At 58.0% G+C, this 3,242-nt stretch carries 2 protein-coding genes and 1 pseudogene; 2 read left to right on the top strand and 1 reads right to left on the bottom strand.

Annotation, left to right across the window (positions count from 1 at the left end; genetic code table 11):
* Nucleotides 1-13 precede the first annotated feature (13 nt).
* A complete protein-coding gene (locus AB4Z25_RS29275; RefSeq protein WP_442210554.1) occupies nucleotides 14-769 on the bottom strand; it encodes an ArdC family protein in 756 nt (251 codons plus the stop codon).
* Nucleotides 770-1,883: 1,114 nt separating this feature from the next.
* On the opposite strand from AB4Z25_RS29275, the gene AB4Z25_RS29280 reads away from it, so the two are divergent.
* Nucleotides 1,884-2,870, top strand: coding sequence for a YihY/virulence factor BrkB family protein (locus AB4Z25_RS29280; protein ID WP_442210557.1), 987 nt, complete (start codon nucleotides 1,884-1,886; stop codon nucleotides 2,868-2,870).
* 163 nt (nucleotides 2,871-3,033) lie between these two features.
* A pseudogene (locus tag AB4Z25_RS29285) lies at nucleotides 3,034-3,242 on the top strand (nucleotidyltransferase); the annotation flags it as partial.

The raw sequence follows: 3,242 nt of genomic DNA on the forward strand, positions 1-3,242 counted from the left end.
CAAAACCTTCGCGTTATAAGCCAAGCGACAAGCTCCTCGCATTCCTCGAAACACTCTGATTATGCCGAACAGGATGCGCCGGAATTCGTTGCAAACGTCGGCGCATTCCCACCCTTATCGGCATAATCCGGCGGTCGGCATTATGGGTCATCTCGTGACTGAGGACAGCGACGTAAGCAGCATCATCCTTGAACGTGGGGAGATGCGGCATCTGTATATAGTCGTGAGCTGCTGCATAGTAGGCAGATGAACCGCCGTGGCGGACAAGTGCCCCTGTGTTGGCGAAGAAGCGACCGGCGGTACCGATGCGATCGAGGGGATCTGAAAAATCGGCATCGCGCTGAATGCGACCATCGAGGCCATTGATCTGGTCCGCGTTGAAGACGGTATAGGCCTTGATGAAGGGGATCGTGCGCTCGACGTCGTCACCGCCCCCGGTTAGTTCGGTGCGAATGATGGCGCTGGCAAAGACCACCGTGGTTCCGGTCTCACCCTTGCGCACGGCTCCTCCGAGTTCGAGCGCCTGGCGAAAGGTCATCCAGGTTGAGGAGCAGAAGCCTCGCGCGATGGCTTCGGACCAGAGGAGAAGAACGTTGATACCACTATAGGGCTCGCCGTTGTGGCGAAGCGGACGGGAAACCGGCTCTGTAGAACAGGCATTCTGCCAGGGTTGGATCCAGGGGCGCACGCCCTGTCGGAGTTCGGCGATGATTTTGTCGGTGATACGGCTGTAGATGTCGGATCGCTGGCTGGTTTGCTCTCTGGTCATGTGGGCCTCCGCTTGAGGTCGCGACAATCGCGACCTGCTACGGCGGTCCGAAAGCCGGGCTAGGAGTGCCGGCCAGCACCCACAGGGCCGCAACGAAGTGTAGGGCGGCAAAGCCGTTGCGGACGGCGCGAGCCTGGCAGGACAAAAGACGGGGCAGGCCGCAGTGTCGTCGCTGCAGGGGCGTGGACAGATCGAGAGAACGCGCGCGACCCTTGCCAACGTCCAAGGAGGCGCGAAATGGCTTCTCGCTTGCCCAAAAAGCGCGGAGAAACTGCTGACCCTCCCGCGTGTCAGTGCATTGGTATCGGTGCTGGTACTCAATCGCGACGTTACCAACCCAGGGGGAGCGCCGGAAACCATCCCGGCTACGATTGCGGCGGAGGTGGCAAGGGGTTAAAATTCGGGGCCGATAGACAGGCTGGCAGCCTCCATCATTTCGCATCGGTGCGGAAAAACGCGCGAAATGAGCCCTGATATCCTCGGCGCGCGCCGGTGGCTTTATCGACCGTATCGAGTGGCCATGCATGACGCTGGCGGATTTCCCGAGCGGGGCATCAATCGCGGGCGTACCTGGTTTGAGAGTCATAGGGTTCGAACGGAACGCGTCGGTCGCGTTCGTGGTGAAAGGGAACACCATCGCCATCCTGCGCATCCTGGCACGCCGCATGGACGGTCCTTCGGACCGGACGGAGCAATAAAGGAATTGCCTCGTGCACTTGTCATGTATGGGCGCTGGCGGGGATCACAGCCGTGAAGATGGCCTATGGCATAGCAGTCGCCAAGCACACTTGTGTAAAATCGCATTTCCGAAGGTCAAAGAAAGCCCCTCAAGTGGCTACCCATGAAGATGGCCGATATAGTATCAGAAAGTCCAGGTAGACGCGCGGGACGGCTCTGCCAACGCCACTCATTTCAGTTCGCAAGTTTACAGCCACTGCCGGGGCGTTCCATGCTCCAAGCTTGGCCGCGAGCCCTTCGTGAGGCCCTGTCGAACCGCCCGCTCCCGGCAATGATCGAGCTTTTTGAAGACGCTTTGACATTCAGCTGTGCATCCTGATTATCAGCATCCGTGACGGGCGATTGGAACCCCCAAAACGTGCATAGGAGCACTGCCATGCAGGGTGAGCGAGAACCGTTGCCTGTCGAGACGCTGGAACAAGATCGAGGGCGCGATGCTGACTCCCCAACGGAGATCCCGGCCAAGGGGCTTCGCGATGTCTTCTGGCGTGTCGTCCACTCGGTGATGGCCGACCGCGTGACGTTGATTGCAGCAGGGGTGACATACTTTTTGCTTTTGTCATTATTTCCCGGCTTGGGTGCACTGGTCGCCCTTTATGGTTTTGTGGCCGACCCGACGACCATTATGGGTCATATAGGTTTTGTCGCCGGCGTTTTTCCGCCTGGATCGTTCGATCTCATCCTCAACCAGTTGACCGCCCTGACCCAACAGAAGACATCGACGTTGAGCTTCGCCTTTGTCACCGGTTTGGTGGTTGCGATCTGGAGCGCCAATAGCGGGATGAAAGCTCTGTTCGATGCGATGAATGTCGCCTATCAAGAAGACGAAAAACGCAGTCTTGTCCGCCTCAACCTATTGTCTCTCGCCTTCACCTTCGGGGCTTTGGTGATTGCCATCATCCTCATCGCCGCCATTGGCATCCTGCCGGCAGCTCTCGCCTACCTGTGGCTTGACCGGTGGCAGGAGCTTCTTGCGCGCTTCGCGCGTTGGCCCTTTATTCTGATCTTTGTCGGCTGCGGAAACGCTGTCATCTACCGCTACGGCCCTAGTCGAGAGCAGGCAAAGCTCAGATGGTTAAGCTGGGGTGTCGTATTCAGCACAGCGCTGTGGCTTGCGGCGTCGGTTATGTTTTCCTTCTATATCGACAACTTCGCCAACTACAACGCCACCTATGGCACGCTCGGCGCCCTTATGGGTATGATGGTCTGGGTATGGATCTCGGTGGTTATCCTCATCGTCGGCGCAGAGATCAATGCAGAGCTGGAGCATCAGACCGTTCGTGATTCAACGACTGGACCGCCAAAGCCGATGGGCGAGCGCGGCGCGTTTGTCGCCGACACAGTCGGGAAGGCAGCGGACTGAAGATCGAAACCGAACAGAGATCGCTCGCTGGCCATCGGCTGCAATTGCTGGCTCTCCCTCAGATGGATGATTTTCGACGCGAAGCCCAATATAATCTAAGGTTGCACAAACAGTCTAATACGCGTAAAAGGCAATGGTGCGAAACAGCAGCGGAGCCACTACGATGGATGAGGCGATTCACAGCGAAGGCTTCGATGCAGCTTTGACCTTGACTGATCCCCTCGATCATCTGCCGGCGAACAAACGCCGCGAGCTTGCACGTGTGCTGGAGATCATCTTCTTCGAGGCTGAACGGTTCCGTGCGACCAAGCTTTCCGCCAAGCGGTCGGACGGCAAGATCCTCAAGGTCATCCTCTATGGTTCCTATGCCAG

Origin of the sequence: Rhizobium sp. RAF36 (assembly GCF_052114105.1) — a bacterium.
Lineage (GTDB): Bacteria > Pseudomonadota > Alphaproteobacteria > Rhizobiales > Rhizobiaceae > Rhizobium.